Source organism: Shinella sp. SUS2 (genome assembly GCF_001262505.1).
Classification (GTDB): Bacteria; Pseudomonadota; Alphaproteobacteria; order Rhizobiales; family Rhizobiaceae; genus Shinella.
Map to the genome: position 1 here is coordinate 166,057 of NZ_KQ410731.1, position 16,087 is coordinate 182,143.

13 protein-coding genes are annotated in these 16,087 nt (G+C 64.3%); 12 read left to right on the forward strand and 1 reads right to left on the reverse strand.

The features are described 5' to 3' along the window. The first annotated feature begins 2 nt into the window (after positions 1-2). The 5 genes from murG to aqpZ (AKG11_RS15660) all read left to right on the forward strand — a co-directional run bounded on the left by murG (position 3) and on the right by aqpZ (AKG11_RS15660) (position 5,209). Positions 3-1,139: an undecaprenyldiphospho-muramoylpentapeptide beta-N-acetylglucosaminyltransferase gene (murG, locus tag AKG11_RS15640; RefSeq protein ID WP_050744534.1), complete on the forward strand. Its 1,137-nt coding sequence runs from the start codon at positions 3-5 to the stop codon at positions 1,137-1,139. Then, positions 1,136-2,551 (forward strand): UDP-N-acetylmuramate--L-alanine ligase, encoded by a 1,416-nt coding sequence (gene murC, locus AKG11_RS15645; RefSeq protein WP_050744535.1) that lies wholly within the window; start codon positions 1,136-1,138, stop codon positions 2,549-2,551. Before murG ends, murC begins: the two co-directional genes overlap by 4 nt. Continuing rightward, positions 2,548-3,522, forward strand: a complete 975-nt coding sequence (murB, locus tag AKG11_RS15650) for a UDP-N-acetylmuramate dehydrogenase (RefSeq protein WP_050744536.1) — start codon at positions 2,548-2,550, stop codon at positions 3,520-3,522. Before murC ends, murB begins: the two co-directional genes overlap by 4 nt. Before the next feature lie 136 nt (positions 3,523-3,658). Then, positions 3,659-4,396: an aquaporin Z gene (aqpZ, locus tag AKG11_RS15655; RefSeq protein ID WP_050744537.1), complete on the forward strand. Its 738-nt coding sequence runs from the start codon at positions 3,659-3,661 to the stop codon at positions 4,394-4,396. Between the two features lie 126 nt (positions 4,397-4,522). Next, positions 4,523-5,209, forward strand: coding sequence for an aquaporin Z (gene aqpZ / locus AKG11_RS15660; RefSeq protein WP_023516476.1), 687 nt, complete (start codon positions 4,523-4,525; stop codon positions 5,207-5,209). A gap of 64 nt (positions 5,210-5,273) precedes the next feature. Here the strand turns inward: aqpZ (AKG11_RS15660) and AKG11_RS15665 are convergent, their stop codons facing one another. Beyond that, positions 5,274-6,578 carry an MFS transporter gene (locus AKG11_RS15665; RefSeq protein WP_050744538.1) on the reverse strand — a complete coding sequence of 435 codons (1,305 nt, stop codon included), beginning with the start codon at positions 6,576-6,578 and terminating at the stop codon, positions 5,274-5,276. Between the two features lie 436 nt (positions 6,579-7,014). On the opposite strand from AKG11_RS15665, the gene AKG11_RS15670 reads away from it, so the two are divergent. The 7 genes from AKG11_RS15670 to recN all read left to right on the forward strand — a co-directional run bounded on the left by AKG11_RS15670 (position 7,015) and on the right by recN (position 16,041). Then, complete coding sequence (locus tag AKG11_RS15670; RefSeq protein ID WP_024271548.1) at positions 7,015-7,941, forward strand: D-alanine--D-alanine ligase; 927 nt, start codon at positions 7,015-7,017, stop codon at positions 7,939-7,941. Further along, the gene (locus tag AKG11_RS15675; protein ID WP_023515847.1) at positions 7,929-8,849 is read left to right on the forward strand and encodes a cell division protein FtsQ/DivIB; all 921 of its coding nucleotides are present in this window, start codon (positions 7,929-7,931) and stop codon (positions 8,847-8,849) included. Before AKG11_RS15670 ends, AKG11_RS15675 begins: the two co-directional genes overlap by 13 nt. Continuing rightward, entirely contained in the window at positions 8,846-10,177 is a 1,332-nt protein-coding gene (ftsA, locus tag AKG11_RS15680; protein WP_023515848.1) for a cell division protein FtsA, read from the forward strand. Before AKG11_RS15675 ends, ftsA begins: the two co-directional genes overlap by 4 nt. Before the next feature lie 97 nt (positions 10,178-10,274). After that, a complete protein-coding gene (gene ftsZ / locus AKG11_RS15685) occupies positions 10,275-12,011 on the forward strand; it encodes a cell division protein FtsZ (protein WP_050744539.1) in 1,737 nt (578 codons plus the stop codon). 361 nt (positions 12,012-12,372) lie between these two features. Further along, positions 12,373-13,329 (forward strand): UDP-3-O-acyl-N-acetylglucosamine deacetylase, encoded by a 957-nt coding sequence (lpxC, locus tag AKG11_RS15690; RefSeq protein ID WP_050744603.1) that lies wholly within the window; start codon positions 12,373-12,375, stop codon positions 13,327-13,329. A gap of 154 nt (positions 13,330-13,483) precedes the next feature. Beyond that, positions 13,484-14,350 (forward strand): outer membrane protein assembly factor BamD, encoded by an 867-nt coding sequence (locus tag AKG11_RS15695; protein WP_023513535.1) that lies wholly within the window; start codon positions 13,484-13,486, stop codon positions 14,348-14,350. Positions 14,351-14,370: 20 nt separating this feature from the next. Beyond that, positions 14,371-16,041: a DNA repair protein RecN gene (gene recN, locus AKG11_RS15700; RefSeq protein ID WP_050744540.1), complete on the forward strand. Its 1,671-nt coding sequence runs from the start codon at positions 14,371-14,373 to the stop codon at positions 16,039-16,041. Positions 16,042-16,087: the final 46 nt, after the last annotated feature.

The window sequence follows — 16,087 nt, forward strand, 5'->3', positions numbered from 1 at the left end:
GCATGAACAAAGGCATCGTTCTTCTCGCCGCCGGGGGTACCGGCGGCCATCTCTTTCCCGCAGAGGCGCTCGCCCATGAGCTGAAGGCCGGCGGCTGGTCGGTGCATCTCGTCACCGACAGCCGTGCCGAACGTTTTGCGGGCAAGTTCCCGGCAGACGAGATCCATGTCGTGCCGTCGGCGACGATCGGCTCGAAGAACCCGGTCAGCGTGGTCAAGTCGCTGTTCACGCTGTGGAAGGGTATTCGCGTCGCGCGAAAACTGATGGCGCGGCTGAAGCCGAAGGTCGTCGTCGGCTTCGGCGGCTATCCCACCGTGCCGCCGCTCATCGCCGCGACGGGCATGGGCATTCCCTCGATGATCCACGAGCAGAACGCCGTGATGGGCCGTGCCAACAAGGCATTGGCGAACCGCGTCAAGGCGATTGCCGGTGGCTTCCTGCCGGAAACGGACGGTCCCTATGCGGCAAAGACGGTGACGACGGGCAACCCGGTCCGCCCGGCTGTGCTCGAAGCCGCAAACATTCCCTACCAGGCCTCGACGGATGGCGAATTCCGTCTCGTGGTGTTCGGCGGCAGCCAGGGCGCGCAGTTCTTCTCCAAGGCCATCCCTTCGGCGATCGCGGCGCTCGAGCCGGCGGACCGGATGCGGCTCGGGATCACCCAGCAGGCGCGGCCGGAAGACCGCGACGAGGTGGTGCGCACCTATGGCGAGCTCGGCATTCCCGCCGACGTCTCGCCCTTCTTCACCGACATGGCCGCGCGTATCGGCAACGCCCACCTCGTCATCAGCCGCTCCGGCGCTTCGACCGTCTCCGAGGTTTCGGTCATCGGTCGGCCCGCCATCCTCGTGCCCTATCCCTATGCGCTTGATCACGACCAGGCGGCGAATGCCGCGGCGCTCGCCGCGGGCGGCGGGGCGAAGGTGATCGCGCAAGGAGAGCTCTCGACGGAGCGGCTTGCCAGCATCGTTTCGAAGGCGATGCACGATCCGGCGCGCATGACGGAGATGGCCGCAAACGCCAGAAAGGCGGGCAAACCGGATGCCGCGCGCTTGCTCGCCTTGATGGTTGAGGCTATTGCGGGCGGCAAGCCCATTGCACAGTTCAAGGGCGCACAATTCAAGGGAGAACGGCCATGAAGATGCCGCAGAGCATAGGGCTCGTTCATTTCATCGGCATTGGCGGCATCGGCATGAGCGGCATTGCCGAGGTGCTGCACAATCTCGGCCACAAGGTCCAGGGCTCCGACCAGGCGGACAGCGCCAACGTGCAGCGCCTGCGCGAAAAGGGCATCGAGGTCTTTGTCGGCCACAAGGCGGAAAACCTGGGCGACGCTGAAGTGGTCGTCGTCTCCACCGCCATCAAGAAGAGCAATCCGGAACTCGTCGCGGCGCGGGAAAAGCTGCTGCCGGTCGTGCGTCGGGCGGAGATGCTTGCCGAGCTGATGCGCTTCCGCAATGCCATCGCCATCGGCGGCACACATGGCAAGACGACGACGACCTCGATGGTCGCGACGCTGCTCGAAGCCGGCGGCCTTGACCCGACCGTCATCAATGGCGGCATCATCAACGCCTATGGCACCAATGCCCGCATGGGCGAGGGCGAATGGATGGTGGTGGAAGCCGACGAATCGGACGGCACCTTCCTGAAGCTGCCGGCGGATGTTGCTATCGTCACCAATATCGACCCCGAGCATCTCGACCACTACGGCAATTTCGATGCCGTGCGCGCGGCCTTCCGCCAGTTCGTGGAAAACGTGCCGTTCTACGGCTTTGGCGTCATGTGCCTCGACCATCCGGAAGTGCAGGCCATGGTCAGCCGCATCGAGGACCGCAAGGTCATCACCTATGGCGAAAACCCGCAGGCCGACGTGCGCTTCGGCAATATCCGCATGGACGGCGCGACCTCGGTCTTCGACGTCGAGATCCGTCGCCGCCGCACCGGCCAGGTCATTTCCCTGAAGGATCTGCGCCTGCCGATGCCGGGTCGCCACAACGTTTCCAATGCGACGGCGGCGATTGCCGTTGCGCAGCGTCTCGGCATCGCGCCGGAGGCGATCGCCAAGGGGCTCGCCAGCTTCGGCGGCGTCAAGCGTCGCTTCACGCTGACGGGCAGCTGGAACGGCGTGAACGTCTATGACGACTATGGTCACCACCCGGTCGAGATCAAGGCGGTGCTGAGCGCGGCGCGCGAAGCCTGCGCGGGCCGCGTTATTGCCGTTCACCAGCCGCACCGCTACAGCCGCGTCGCGAGCCTGTTCGAAGAATTCGCCGGCTGCTTCAACGATGCCGATACGGCGATGATCGCGCCGATCTATGCGGCGGGCGAGGACCCCATCGAGGGCGTCACGGCGGAGGAAATGGTTTCCCGCATCAAATCCGCCGGCCACCGGGACGCGCGTTTCCTGTCGTCGCCGGAAGCTTTGGCGCCGATCGTCGCCGGCATTGCAAAGCCCGGTGACTTTGTGGTTCTCTTGGGGGCTGGCAGCATCACGTATTGGGCGCAGGCGCTGCCGAAGGACTTGGCAGGCATTTCGGGGCAGGTGGCATGAAGCAGGTGGATGGTGCAAAACTTCTGGCGTCGTTGGGTGAGGGGATCAAGGAGGTCCGTGGCCGCCTGACGCCCGATGCGCCGATGGATCGCGTCACCTGGTTCCGGGCCGGCGGCCTTGCCGAGCTGATGTTTCATCCGCATGACGGCGAAGACCTTGCAACGTTCCTGAAGCTGGTTCCGGAGGAAGTACCGGTCACGGTGACCGGTGTCGGCTCGAACCTTCTGGTGCGTGATGGCGGCATTCCCGGCGTCGTGATTCGTCTTTCGGCCAAGGGGTTCGGTGATGTCGAGCTCGTTGGCGAGAACCGGATCAAGGCCGGCGCGATCTGCCCGGACAAGAACATCGCCGCCATGGCGCTCGACCACGGCATTGCCGGCTTCGAATTCTACTACGGCATTCCCGGCTCGATCGGCGGCGCGCTGCGTATGAACGCCGGCGCGAATGGCGGCGAGACCAAGGACCTCGTGGTGGAGGTGCATGCGATCGACCGTAAGGGCAACCCGCATGTGCTGTCCCATGCGGACATGGGCTATACCTATCGCCATTCGGCTGCGCCTGCCGACCTGATCTTCACCCACGCCGTCTTCCAGGGTGAGGCGGGTGACAAGACGGATATCCGCGCCAGGATGGATGCGGTGCGCCAGCATCGCGAGACCGTGCAGCCGATCCGCGAGAAGACCGGCGGTTCGACCTTCAAGAATCCCGAGGGGCATTCGGCCTGGAAGCTGATCGACGAGGCGGGCTGCCGCGGCGTGATGATCGGCGGCGCACAGATGTCGCCGATGCACTGCAACTTCATGATCAACACGGGTCAGGCGACCGGCTACGAGCTGGAATATCTCGGCGAGACCGTGCGCAGCCGCGTGCTGGAGCATTCCGGCATCATGCTGCAATGGGAAATCAAGCGCCTCGGCAATTTTATGCCGGGCTACGAGGTCAAGGAGTTCCTGGGCCGCGCAACGGCCTGATCCGACAACACTCTTGCTGGGGCGTTTTGACAAGCGCCCTCTCCCCCACAGGCAAGTTCATCGAAACGAAACTGTGTAACGTCGCGCCTCCGGCGCGCGATGCGGCTCTGCGCGCAGGGCCCTGATGGGGATATTCATGAACAGGAAACTCGCTGCCGAGTTCATCGGCACGTTCTGGCTCGTCTTCTGCGGCTGCGGCAGCGGAATCCTGGCTGCGGCCTTTCCGGAGAGTGGCATCGGCCTTGCCGGTATTTCCCTTGCCGCCGGCATCGCGCTGATGGCGATGATCTACACGATCGGCGGCATTTCCGGCGGGCATATGAACCCTGCCGTTTCCGTGGGCCTTGCCATCGCCGGCCGGTTTCCGGTTGCCCATATCCTGCCCTACGCGGTGGTGCAGGTTGCCGGTGCAACGGTGGCGGGCACCGTTCTCTATCTCATCGCTTCCGGCAGGGCCGGTTTCCAGGCGGGCGGTTTTGCCGCGAACGGTTACGGCGATCTCTCGCCGGGCGGCTATTCGCTGACGGCGGGTCTTGTGACCGAGGTGGTGCTGATGGCGCTCTTCCTGTTCATCGTCCTCGGCTCTACCCATCGGCGTGCGCCGGTGGATTTTGCGCCCGCCGTCATCGGTCTCAGCCTGACGGCGATCAACCTCGTGTCGATACCGGTCACCAACACGTCCCTCAATCCGGCGCGCTCGACGGGTGTCGCGTTCTTTGCCGAGACGGCGGCTCTGTCGCAGCTCTGGCTGTTCTGGCTCGCCCCTCTTCTCGGCGCCATCATCGGTGCCGTGGCCTGGAGATATGTCGGAGAGGCAGACGAAGCGCAGGCGAAACCGGCTCTGGTTTCGAGCGGAAATAATGTGCTTAATTAGAAAATACGAACATTTATTTTTCCTGTTCAGCCCCTGTTCATAGGGGTTTAGCGAAAGCTATGCTGGATCGCGCGATGGTTGCGCGATGAAGCCTCGCTCCAGCGGGGCTTTGACCAGGGGGCATTCATGTTCAAGAAACTTTCCGCCGAATTCCTCGGCACGTTCTGGCTTGTCTTCGGCGGCTGCGGCAGTGCGGTGCTGGCTGCCGCATTCCCGGAGGTCGGCATCGGCCATCTCGGCGTGTCCTTCGCCTTCGGCCTCACGGTGCTGACCATGGCCTATACGGTCGGCGGTATTTCCGGCGGGCATTTCAATCCCGCCGTCTCTGTCGGCCTGACGGTCGCCGGCAAATTCCCGGCTTCCAGCCTCGTGCCCTATGTCGTGGCGCAGGTCGTCGGGGCGGTTGCGGCGGCGGCGGTGCTCTACCTCATCGCGTCCGGCAAGACAGGCTTCCAGGCGGGCGGTTTCGCCTCGAACGGCTATGGCGACCTGTCGCCGGGCGGTTACTCGCTGACGGCGGCGCTGGTTGCCGAAGTGGTGCTGACGGCGTTCTTCCTTATCATCATCCTCGGATCGACCCATGGCCGTGCGCCCGTCGGTTTCGCGCCGATCGCCATCGGCCTCGGCCTGACGCTGATCCACCTCATTTCGATCCCGGTGACGAACACCTCGGTCAACCCGGCCCGCTCGACCGGCGCCGCGCTCTTTGCCGATACGGCGGCGCTCTCGCAGCTCTGGCTGTTCTGGCTCGCCCCGGTCCTCGGCGCCGTGGTCGGCGCGGTGATCTGGAAGATCGTCGGCGAGGACGACTGATTGCGGACAAAAAAGAACCCGCCGCGTTGCCGCGGCGGGTTTTTTGAAGGAAGCCACGAAGGGCTCAGACTTCTTCCTTGCCCGAGAGCAGGATGCAGACGAGCGTGATGACGGCTGACAGGCCGAGATAGTATCCGACATAGGTCATGCCGTAGTTCGCCTGGAGCCACGTCGCGATATAGGGCGCAAGCGACGCGCCGAAGATGCCGGCGAAGTTGAAGGTGATCGACGAGCCCGTATATCGCACCTTCGTCGGGAAGGGCGCGGCGAGCGCCGTGCCGATCAGACCATAGGTCATGCCCATCAGCGCCATGGCGAGGATGACGAAGACAAAGATGCCGCTCTCGCCGCCCGTCATCAGGCCCGGCAGGAGGAACGAGAAGGCGCCGATCAGCACGGTCGTGAGAATCAGCACCTCCCGGCGGCCGAACCTTTCGGCAAGCTTCCCGGCCAAAGGAATGAAGAGGCCGAACAGCACCGAGCCGAGGAGCTGGACTTCCAGCGCTTCGACGAAGGGCAGCTTCAGTATCTTGACGTTGTAGGACAGCAGATAGGCCGAGCCGATATAGAACAGCACGAAGGTGGCGAGCGCCACGAAGGTGCCGAGCACGAGGCTGCGCTTGTGGTTGCGGAAGAGCTCCACGACCGGGACTTCCACGCGCTCCTGCTTGTCGATGGCTTTCTGGAAGGCGGGCGTCTCGGTGATCGACAGGCGAACCCACAGGCCGACGGCGATCAGGATGATCGAGGCGACGAAGGGGATGCGCCAGCCCCAGGCGAGCAGCGATTCCTGCGACATGACATGCAGCAGAAGCCAGAAGACACCGGAGGAGAGGAAAAGGCCGACGGGGGCGCCGAGCTGCGGGAACATGCCGTACCAGCTGCGCTTGCCCGGAGGGGCGTTTTCGGTGGCGAGCAGCACCGCGCCGCCCCATTCGCCGCCAAGCCCGAAGCCCTGGCCGAAGCGGCAGAGCGCCAGAAGCAGCGGTGCGAGCACGCCGATCGTCTCGTAGGAGGGCAGGAGGCCGATGATCACGGTGGAGACGCCCATGGTCAGGAGCGCCGCCACCAGCGTCGTCTTGCGGCCGACGCGGTCGCCATAGTGCCCGAAGACGACCGCACCGAGCGGACGGGCGAAAAAGGCGATCGAGAAGGTTGCGAAGGACGCGAGCAGGGCAGTCGTCGGATCGCTGTTCGGGAAGAACAGCGTCGGGAAGACCAGCACGGCGGCGGTGGCGTAGACGTAGAAATCGAAGAATTCGATGGTCGTTCCGACCAGGCTTGCAAAGAGAACGCGCGCCGGGGAGTTGAGCCCGGCGCGGTTGGAATGCGTTGCGGTCGGCGACCCGGAAGCGAGCGTATCACTCATCGTGGGTGCCTTTTCTTGGTTTTGAGGCTGTCTTGGGAGGCAGCGCCGTTCTATTACGTCAACCGATCGGTCGGTGAAACAATAAAAGTACGCTGAACGGTAAAAAATCGTACTTTTCGTACGCTTTCGGGCGATCCCGCATTTACCAAGCCTTTGCGGGCAGGCAGCGGCCGTTCGGTGTCGCTTTAGGAAGAGCTAAATTTTTCTTTTTCTTGCGTCCGTCACAACTCTCTGATTCCAGAGAGAGAATCGAAGCGTGACCTGATTCGGGACAGGAAAATTCGCCTCCGGGCGGCCGCGGTTAACGAAAGTAAACGCTTCATTAACCTTAATGGCGCTCTAGTGGTCCCAACTCGCTCGCCGAGTCGGATCGCAGAGGCAAATCAGGTCCGCGCAAGGGACGAGAGGCAGTGTGCGGAATTCAGTTGGGGGTTCTATGAGCGTAAAGCATGTCGCGATGCTGATGGGTGGTTTTTCGTCGGAACGGCCGGTGAGCCTTTCGTCGGGCAACGCCTGCGCCGACGCGCTTGAGGCCGAGGGCTACAAGGTCACGCGTGTCGATGTCGGTCACGATGTTGCAAGCGTGCTTGCCGAACTGAAGCCCGATGTCGCCTTCAATGCGCTGCATGGCCCCTTCGGCGAGGACGGCACCATCCAGGGCGTGCTCGAATATCTCGAGATCCCCTATACCCATTCCGGCGTGCTCGCCTCGGCGCTCGCCATGGACAAGGCGCAGGCAAAGATCGTCGCCAAGGCGGCGGGCATTCCGATCGCCGAGCAGCGGTTGATGAACCGCTTCGATTTCACCTCCTCGCATCCGATGAAGCCGCCCTATGTGGTGAAGCCCGTGCGCGAGGGGTCCTCCTTCGGCGTCGTCATGGTCAAGGAAGACCAGTCTCATCCCCCGCAGATCATTACCTCGTCCGAATGGCGCTATGGCGACAGCGTCATGGTCGAGCGCTACATCTACGGCCGCGAACTGACCTGCGGCGTTATGGGAGACGTGGCGCTTGGTGTCACGGAAGTGGTGCCCCAGGGCCACGCCTTCTACGACTATGATTCCAAATACGTAAAAGGCGGTTCGAAACACGTCATCCCGGCACAAATTTCACCGAATATTTACCAAAAAGTACAAACACTCTCCCTCAAGGCGCATCAAGCGATCGGGTGCCGTGGCGTCAGCCGTTCCGACTTCCGTTACGACGACCGATTCTCCGAGAATGGCGAGCTTGTCTGGCTGGAAATCAACACCCAGCCCGGCATGACCCCCACCTCCCTGGTGCCCGAAATGGCTGTTCATGCCGGCCATTCCTTTGGTGAATTCTTGCGGTGGATGGTGGAGGACGCGTCGTGTTTGCGTTGAGCGTCAAAAGGAGCAGGGTACGCCCCGTCGGGCCTCCGGAAACGGAAGCCGGTCGTGTGCTGCCGCGCCCGCTGCGCCGGATCGTCCGGTTCCTGGTCAGCCTTGCGGCCGGTCGTATCCACATTCCGCGCCATACCGGCAGCATCGCGACCGTGCTTTTCATCGGCGCGACGGGCCTCTACGGCATGTCGCTCGGCGGTCATTCGCAGGATGTCGCCCAGGCCTCGACGACGGCGATCGGCTTTGCCATCGAGGACGTCAAGGTTTCCGGCAACCGCGAGACTTCGGAAATCGACATTCTCGAGCGCCTTGGCCTCGATGGCACGACCTCGCTGGTCGCGCTCGACGTCAACGAAGCCCGCAAGCAGCTCACCGAACTGCCGTGGGTCGAGGATGTCTCGGTTCGCAAGATCTATCCGGGCACGATCGAGATCGCACTGAAAGAGCGCGAAGCGTTCGGCATCTGGCAGCACGGCAGCGATCTTTCGCTGATCGAGAAGAACGGCAGCGTGATTGCGCCGCTGCGCGACAACAAGTTTTCGACGCTGCCGCTGTTCGTCGGCCGCGACGCCGAAACCGCTGCCGCCGGCTTTGCCGACGAGTTCGACAACTGGCCGGAAATCAAGGCGCGCGTGAAGGCTTACATCCGGGTTGCCGGCCGGCGCTGGGACCTGAGGCTCGACAACGGCATCGTCGTCAAGCTGCCGGAGCACAACGTGCCGCGCGCCATGGATACGCTGGCAACGCTTGAAGCGGAGCAGGGCATTCTGGAACGGGACATCGCGGCCGTTGATCTTCGGTTGGAAGACCGCACGACGGTTCGTTTGACGGAAGGGGCGCTCGAACGCCGCAATGCGGCGGTCGAGCAGAGAACGAAGGACCTGAAGAAGGCAGCGAAGCGCACATGAGCATTTTCGGTTCGTCCCATTTTGGCCTGCCGCGCTTGAAGCCGCTTTCCTCCAAGCGGGCGCATGTCGTTTCGGTCCTCGATATCGGCTCCACCAAGGTCGTCTGCATGATCGGCCGGCTGACGCCGCGCGCCGAGAGCGAGATCCTGCCCGGCCGCACGCACAATGTCGAAGTCATCGGCATCGGCCACCAGAAATCCCGCGGCGTGAAGAACGGCGTCATCACCGATCTCGACGCGGCCGAAAGCGTCGTACGCCTTGCCGTCGATGCGGCCGAGCGCATGGCCGGCCTCACCATCGAGAGCCTGATCGTCAACGTTTCGGCCGGCCGCCTGCAAAGCGACGTCTACACCGCGACCATCGATCTTGGTGGCCAGGAAGTCGACGCGAACGACCTGCGCAAGGTGCTTGCCGTTGCCGGCCAGCAGTCGCTGCGCCAGGACCGCGCCATCCTCCACTCGCTCCCGACGGGCTTCTCGCTCGACGGCGAGCGCGGCATCCGCGATCCGCTCTCCATGTTCGGCGACGTGCTCGGCGTCGACATGCATGTGCTGACGGCGGAGCGCGCCGCGCTGAAGAACCTCGAACTGTGCATCAACCGCGCCCACCTCTCCGTCGAGGGCATGGTCGCGACGCCCTATGCCAGCGGCCTTTCCGCGCTCGTCGACGATGAGGTCGAACTCGGCTGCGCCTGCATCGACATGGGCGGCGGCACGACGACGATCTCCGTCTTCGCCGAAGGCAAGCTGGTGCATTCCGACGCCGTCTCGCTCGGCGGCCACCACGTCACGACGGACCTTGCGCGCGGTCTTTCGACCCGCATCGAGGATGCCGAACGCCTGAAGGTCGTGCACGGTTCGGCGCTGCCGAACGCGGCCGACGAGCGCGACATCGTCACCGTCCCGCCGATCGGCGAGGATGACCGCGACCAGCCGACCCATGTGCCGCGTGCGCTGCTCTCGCGCATCGTGCGTGCCCGCATCGAAGAGACCATCGAACTCATCCGCGACCGCATCCAGCGCTCCGGCTTTTCGCCGATCGTTGGAAAACGAATCGTGCTGACGGGCGGCGGGAGCCAGCTCACCGGCCTGCCGGAAGTCGCGCGCCGCATCCTCGCCCGCAATGTCCGCATCGGCCGTCCGCTCGGCGTGTCCGGCCTGCCGACGGCGGCGAAGGGCCCGGCCTTTTCGACAGCGGTCGGCCTGATGATCTATCCGCAGGTCGCGGAACTGGAAGAACACGCTGTGCAGGGCGGCATGCTCTCGCAGCTCACGGGTGGCAACGGCCGCATTGCCCGCATGGGCCAGTGGCTGAAGGAAAGTTTCTGACGGGTTTTCCGGCGGCGTAGTGCCGGGAAAGACCGAGATTTGAGTTTTGGGAATAGACCGGCTGGGCGAAGCGGCCGGAAACGAAAGGAACACTGCAATGACTATCAAGCTCCAGAAGCCGGACATCACCGAGCTGAAGCCCCGCATCACCGTCTTCGGTGTCGGCGGGGGCGGTGGCAATGCTGTCAACAACATGATCACCGCGGGCCTGGAAGGCGTCGACTTCGTCGTCGCCAACACCGACGCCCAGGCGCTGACCATGACCAAGGCGACGCGGATCATCCAGATGGGTGTCGCCGTCACCGAAGGTCTTGGCGCCGGCTCGCAGCCGGAAGTCGGCCGCGCCGCCGCCGAAGAGTGCATCGACGAGATCATCGACCACCTCAACGGCACCCACATGTGCTTCGTCACCGCCGGCATGGGCGGCGGCACCGGCACGGGTGCGGCTCCGGTCGTCGCCCAGGCTGCCCGCAACAAGGGCATCCTGACGGTCGGCGTCGTCACCAAGCCGTTCCACTTCGAAGGCGGCCGCCGCATGCGCCTCGCCGAAGAAGGCATCCAGGAACTGCAGAAGTCGGTCGACACCCTGATCGTCATCCCGAACCAGAACCTCTTCCGCATCGCCAACGACAAGACCACCTTCGCCGACGCCTTCGCGATGGCCGACCAGGTGCTCTATTCGGGCGTCGCCTGCATCACCGACCTGATGGTCAAGGAAGGCCTCATCAACCTCGACTTCGCCGACGTCCGTTCGGTGATGCGCGAGATGGGCCGCGCCATGATGGGCACGGGCGAAGCTTCGGGCGAAGGCCGCGCAATGGCCGCTGCCGAAGCCGCGATCGCCAACCCGCTGCTCGACGAAACCTCGATGAAGGGCGCACAGGGCCTGCTCATCTCCATCACGGGTGGCCGTGACCTCACCCTCTTCGAAGTCGACGAAGCCGCAACCCGCATCCGCGAGGAAGTCGATCCGGACGCAAACATCATACTCGGCGCTACCTTCGATGAAGAGCTCGAAGGCCTGATCCGCGTTTCCGTTGTTGCAACCGGTATCGACCGCGCGGCCTCGGAGGTGGCTGCACGTAATGCTGACTTTCGCAGCCTCAGCAAGCCGGTAGTTCGTCCCTCCGCCGCCGTTCCGGTCCAGCCGCAGTTCCAGGCCGTCGCGCCCCAGCCGCAGCCGGTCATGCAGCAGCCCGTCATGCAGCAGCCGGTTGCCCAGCAGCCGCTCATCGATCCGATCGCCGAAGCCATCCGTGCCTCGGAGGAGAGCCTCGAGCGGGAACTGGCCATTCCGGTGAATCGTCCGGCTCCGGTGCAGCAGCCGGTCGCTTCCATCCAGGAAGAGCCGCGCCTGCAGAACCGTCTCTTCGCCGCTCCGGCCGAAATGCCGGCGCAGCGTCCGGTCCAGCAGCAGCCGATGCACCAGGCTCCGGTCATGCAGCAGCGCGTCGAACCGTCCGCTCCGATCATCCGGCAGGAGCCGCAGACGATGCGCATGCCGAAGATCGAGGACTTCCCGCCGGTCGTGCAGGCCGAGATCGACCATCGCGCTGCCCAGCAGCCGGTCGCCTCGCACAGCGAAGAACGCGGCCCGATGGGTCTCCTGAAGCGCCTGACGTCCTCGCTCGGCCGTCACGAGGAGCCGCAGGTCGCCCAGGAGCCGGCACCGCAGGCCCAGCAGCAGCGCCGCCCGCTGTCGGCTGAAGCCAGCCTCTACGCTCCGCGCCGCGGCCAGCTCGACGACCATGGCCGCGCCAATCCGCAGCCGCGTTCGCTCGGTGAGGACGACCAGCTCGAAATCCCGGCCTTCCTGCGCCGCCAGTCGAACTGAGGTCTTCCCGGAGATCGTTTTTCAGAATGCCCGGACCCTGGTCCGGGCATTTTTGATTCGCCTCTGATTTCAAGAGCTTGCCGCCGAGATAAAGCGTTACAAAGCGAAAGAAACAGTGATTTGTGTAGCCCTGAGGGACCTACTACATTCAGGCTAGGCACAGGGGCCAGTCAGGGATCGGATGCCGGCATCACGCCGGAGAGCATCAAATCACTCCAGACGTTGAGGCGGACTTGTCGGTGGGCGCAGCGCGCCCGGCCAAGGGTTTCCTTGGGCCAATGAAAGACCGGGGCTTCCGCGAGCCCGTGAAAGACAGAATGTCGGCGAGGAATGAGCCGACAGTAAGACGAGGCGAATGCACATGACGATCGGTATGCTCGGTTTCCAGACGACGATTGCGAACCCGGTGACCATTTCGGGCACGGGCGTCCATTCCGGCGCGGCCGTTTCGATCACCTTCAATCCTGCCGAAGCCGACAGCGGCATCGTCTTCCAGCGCCTGCACGACGACGGCACCGTCAGCGAATACCGCGCGGTCTCCGCACAGGTCGGCAACACGGACCTCTGCACGGTCCTCGGCTTTTCGCCGGCCACCATGATCGCCACCGTGGAGCACGTCATGGCTGCGCTGTACGCGCTTGGCCTCGACAACGTGCTGATCGAAGTCACCGGCGCCGAAATGCCGATCATGGACGGCAGCTCTGCGCCGTTCATCGATGCGATCGATCAGGTCGGCCTCATCCCGCTTGCCGTCAAGCGCCGCTATATCCGCATCGTCAAGCCGGTGCGTGTCGAGGCAGGCGCGTCCTGGGCCGAGTTCTCGCCCTATGACGGCACGCGATTCGAAGTCGAGATCGATTTCGACTGCCCGTTGATCGGCCGCCAGTCCTGGAAGGGCGACCTTACGCCGACAGCGTTCCGCAACGAACTGTCGCGCGCCCGCACCTTCGGTTTCATGCGCGACGTGGAAAAGCTCTGGGCCGCCGGCTTTGCGCTCGGCTCGTCGCTGGAAAACTCCGTCGTCATTTCCGATGACAACACCGTGATCAATGTCGAGGGCCTGCGGTACGCCAAGGACGAGTTCGTGCGCCACAAGACGCTCGACGCCGTGGGTGACCTTGCGCTTGCCGGCGCACAGTTCATCGGCTGCTACCGCTCCTATCGCGGCGGCCACAAGATGAACGCCCATGCCCTGAAGGCGCTGCTCAGCGACCGTACGGCCTATGAGGTCGTCGAAGCCGCCGCGCCGCGCTCGCGGCCGGGGCAGCGCGAGCTGATCGCGGTCAACGCGCCGGAATTTGCGCCCTGGTCCCTTTGAGGGGAATTTTTCCGGCCGCTGCTTTCCAGACAGCCTTGCCACAAAAATGCGTTAATGCATCGGCATGGCGTTGCGGTCTTCACGTATTTGGAGATACAACGCGGGGCGCGCGGGGCGGGTTACCGCATCGCGTCCGTTGAACTGGGATTGTCACATGGTTGTTGCAGGGTCTGTTGGTGTGAAGAAGACGGCGCGCATTGTCTATCTTACGCTTTTTGCGGCGGCTTCGCCTGTCGTTCTTTCCGCGTGCCAGTCGGATCCCGATATCGACATCACCAAGCTGGCCGGCGAGACTGAGCCTGCCGACAAGCTCTACAACCAGGGCCTTGCCAACCTGAACGCCGGCAAGGTGGGAGAGGCGAGCCGCAAGTTCGAGGCCGTCGATCGCCAGCATCCCTTCTCCGAGGAAGCGCGCAAGGCGCTCGTCATGTCGGCCTTCACCAATTACCGCCAGGGCCGCAACGAGGAGGCGATCACCGCCGGCAAGCGCTATCTCAACCTCTATCCGGGTTCGGAAGACGCGGCCTATGCGCAGTACATCGTCGGCCTTGCCTATTGGAAGCAGATCCCGAGCGTGACGCAGGACCAGCGCGCCTCCGCGCAGACGCTGGAAGCCATGCAGGCCGTTGTCGAGAACTACCCCGATTCGGAATATGTCGAGGACGCGCAGACCAAGATGCGGTTTGCCCGTGACCAGCTCGCCGGCAAGGAAATGCAGGTCGGCCGCTATTATCTCGAGCGCAAGGAATATATCGCGGCAGCCAGCCGCTTCCGCGTCGTCGTCGAAAAGTATCCGATGACCAACCAGATCGAGGAAGCGCTCGCCCGTCTCGTCGAGACCTATTACGCCATGGGCGTGGATACGGAAGCGCAGACGGCGGCGGCGGTGCTCGGCCATAACTATCCCGACAGCCAGTGGTATTCCGACAGCTACAAGCTCCTGCAGTCGAAGGGCCTCGAACCGCGTGAAAACAGCGGGTCCTGGATTTCTCGTGCAGGCAAGAAGCTGCTCGGCGTCTAAGCAAGAGATATGGCAGGGCCATGCTGGCGCAGCTTTCGATCCGCGATATCGTCCTGATCGAAAGGCTCGACCTTGCTTTCGAGCCGGGCCTTTCCGTGCTGACGGGCGAGACGGGCGCCGGAAAATCCATTCTTCTCGACAGTCTGTCGCTCGCGCTCGGCGGGCGGGGTGACGGCTCGCTGGTGCGCCATGGCGTGGATCGCGGTCAGGTGACGGCGGTCTTCGACGTGCCGCATGGTCACGCCGCCCGGACGCTCCTGCGCGACAATGGCATCGACGACGATGGCGATCTCATCTTCCGGCGCCAGCAATCCGCCGACGGGCGCACCAAGGCCTTCGTCAACGATCAGCCGGTCTCCGTGCAGCTGATGCGGCAGGTCGGCCAGCGCCTCGTCGAAATTCATGGCCAGCATGACGATCGTGCGCTTGTCGATACCGATGCGCACCGTCTGCTGCTCGATGCCTTCGGCGGTCTCGGCGAGGCGGCAGGCGATGTCGGCACGCTCTATCACCAGTGGAAGGAAGCCGAACGCACGCTGCGCCGTCACCGTGACAAGGTGGAAGCGGCTGCCCGCGAGGCCGATTACCTGCGTTCCTCCGTCGAGGAGCTGGAAGTCCTCTCGCCGCGCGATGGCGAGGAGGATGCGCTGGCGGAAGTCCGCGCCCGCATGATGAAGGCCGAGCGTATCGCCGGTGACATCAACGAGGCGAGCGAATTCCTGAATGGCAATGCCTCGCCCGTGCCCCTCATCGCCGCGCTTGTGCGCCGTCTTGAGCGCAAGAGCCACGAGGCGCCGGGCCTGCTGGAGGAGACGGTCGAGCTGCTCGACCAGGCATTGAACCAGCTTTCCGACGCACAGATGGCCGTCGAGGTGGCGCTGCGCAAGACCGAATACGATCCGAAGGAGCTGGAGCGCACGGAAGAGCGCCTCTTCGCCCTGCGCGCGGCCGCCCGCAAATACTCCGTGCCCGTCACCGGCCTTCCGGCCCTTGCCGCCAAGATGATCGCCGATCTTGCCGATCTCGATGCCGGCGAGGAGAAGCTGGTGCGGCTTCAGGCGCATCTTGCCGAGACGCGTGCCGCATTCGACCAGGCCGCCCGTTCGCTCTCCGACAAGCGCCACCATGCGGCCGAGGCGCTTGCCGCCGCCGTCATGGCGGAGCTGCCGGCGCTGAAGCTGGAGCGCGCGCGCTTCACCGTCGAGATCACCACCGACCTGGAGGGTGGCGCGGAAGAGGGGATCGACACGGTCGAATTCCACGTCCAGACCAATCCCGGAACGCGTCCCGGTCCGATCATGAAGGTCGCCTCCGGCGGGGAACTCTCGCGTTTCCTGCTGGCGCTGAAGGTGGCGCTCGCCGACCGCGGCTCCGCGCCGACCCTCGTCTTCGACGAAATCGACACCGGCGTCGGCGGTGCGGTGGCCGATGCCATCGGCCAGCGGCTGAAGCGGCTGTCCTCCACCGTGCAGGTGCTCTCCGTCACCCACGCCCCGCAGGTCGCGGCCCGTGCGGCGACGCACCTTCTCATCTCCAAGGGACCAGTCGAAGGCAGCGAGACCGTCGCCACCCGCGTCGCCCGCATGGACGATGGCGCGCGCACGGAAGAAATCGCCCGCATGCTCGCCGGCGCTTCGGTGACCGACGAGGCGAGGGCGGCGGCGGCGCGGTTGCTTTCGGGTGGGGTATAGCCGGCGACGGCCCCTCATCGTGCTCCCATCTTTTCTTTCACCTCAT

Coding starts and splice junctions, on each gene's coding strand:
- recN (WP_050744540.1), top strand. CDS start 14,371: ATGCTGGCGCAGCTTTCGATCCGCGATATCGTCCTGATCGAAAGGCTC.
- lpxC (WP_050744603.1), top strand. CDS start 12,373: ATGACGATCGGTATGCTCGGTTTCCAGACGACGATTGCGAACCCGGTG.
- murG (WP_050744534.1), top strand. CDS start 3: ATGAACAAAGGCATCGTTCTTCTCGCCGCCGGGGGTACCGGCGGCCAT.
- murC (WP_050744535.1), top strand. CDS start 1,136: ATGAAGATGCCGCAGAGCATAGGGCTCGTTCATTTCATCGGCATTGGC.
- AKG11_RS15695 (WP_023513535.1), top strand. CDS start 13,484: ATGGTTGTTGCAGGGTCTGTTGGTGTGAAGAAGACGGCGCGCATTGTC.
- AKG11_RS15665 (WP_050744538.1), bottom strand. CDS start 6,578: ATGAGTGATACGCTCGCTTCCGGGTCGCCGACCGCAACGCATTCCAAC.
- AKG11_RS15670 (WP_024271548.1), top strand. CDS start 7,015: ATGAGCGTAAAGCATGTCGCGATGCTGATGGGTGGTTTTTCGTCGGAA.
- aqpZ (WP_050744537.1), top strand. CDS start 3,659: ATGAACAGGAAACTCGCTGCCGAGTTCATCGGCACGTTCTGGCTCGTC.
- aqpZ (WP_023516476.1), top strand. CDS start 4,523: ATGTTCAAGAAACTTTCCGCCGAATTCCTCGGCACGTTCTGGCTTGTC.
- murB (WP_050744536.1), top strand. CDS start 2,548: ATGAAGCAGGTGGATGGTGCAAAACTTCTGGCGTCGTTGGGTGAGGGG.
- ftsZ (WP_050744539.1), top strand. CDS start 10,275: ATGACTATCAAGCTCCAGAAGCCGGACATCACCGAGCTGAAGCCCCGC.
- ftsA (WP_023515848.1), top strand. CDS start 8,846: ATGAGCATTTTCGGTTCGTCCCATTTTGGCCTGCCGCGCTTGAAGCCG.